Genomic DNA, 745 nt, shown 5'->3' on the forward strand with positions numbered 1-745 from the left:
GTCGGCTGTTGCACCTTGTCGGCCGAGGATCCCGAGTTCTGGCCCGACGCCCTCAAGGGGGAGGCCGCATATCTGCACAAGCTCGCGGTGCGACGGACACATGCGGGCCGGGGTGTCAGCTCCGCGCTGATCGAGGCTTGCCGCCATGCCGCGCGAACGCAGGGGTGCGCCAAGCTGCGGCTCGACTGCCACCCGAACCTGCGTGGCCTATACGAGCGGCTCGGATTCACCCACGTCGACACTTTCAATCCCGGCTGGGATCCAACCTTCATCGCAGAACGCCTAGAACTCGAAATCTAACGTCCGTTCGGGCATCGAGGTCCATGTCGGGGTGGGACGGGCCCGTGGCTTCAAGATCACTTGCAGTCCGACCGCGATGTCTTGGTTGCGCGAGAGGTTGTCGATATCCTCCACTTCCATCATCAACCCTGGATAATGCCGCCGCCGTCATCGCCGCCGACGCCCGTGCCGGGCTTTTCGGGCCTGTCAGGCTTGCTCGGCCTTCAGCCTGCCTGGGCGAGATCTCCGGCGGACGGATTAACGGCGGAGCTTCGCCGCCTTTCGTGCGTGTGAAGGCCGAAGATAGTTCTCTCAAAAACATCCGTTTATGAGAGATACCAAATGTCATTTTCAGAAGACGACTGCACCAGTTGATTGGGCGTAATGGCTGTTGTGCAGCCAGCTCCTGACAGTTCAATATCAGAAGTGATCTGCACCAATCTCGACTATGCTCAATACTCGTGTG

Annotated in this window: 1 protein-coding gene; it reads left to right on the top strand. The window is 60.0% G+C overall.

The genetic code is table 11. The annotated features are described in order from the left end of the window. Positions 1–300 (top strand): GNAT family N-acetyltransferase (locus tag N5C88_RS31415; RefSeq protein WP_004153478.1); only part of this gene is annotated, 300 nt, incomplete at its 5' end. Positions 301–745 lie beyond the last annotated feature (445 nt).

This window comes from Achromobacter sp. GD03932 (assembly GCF_029839485.1).
Lineage (GTDB): Bacteria > Pseudomonadota > Gammaproteobacteria > Burkholderiales > Burkholderiaceae_B > Achromobacter > Achromobacter bronchisepticus_A.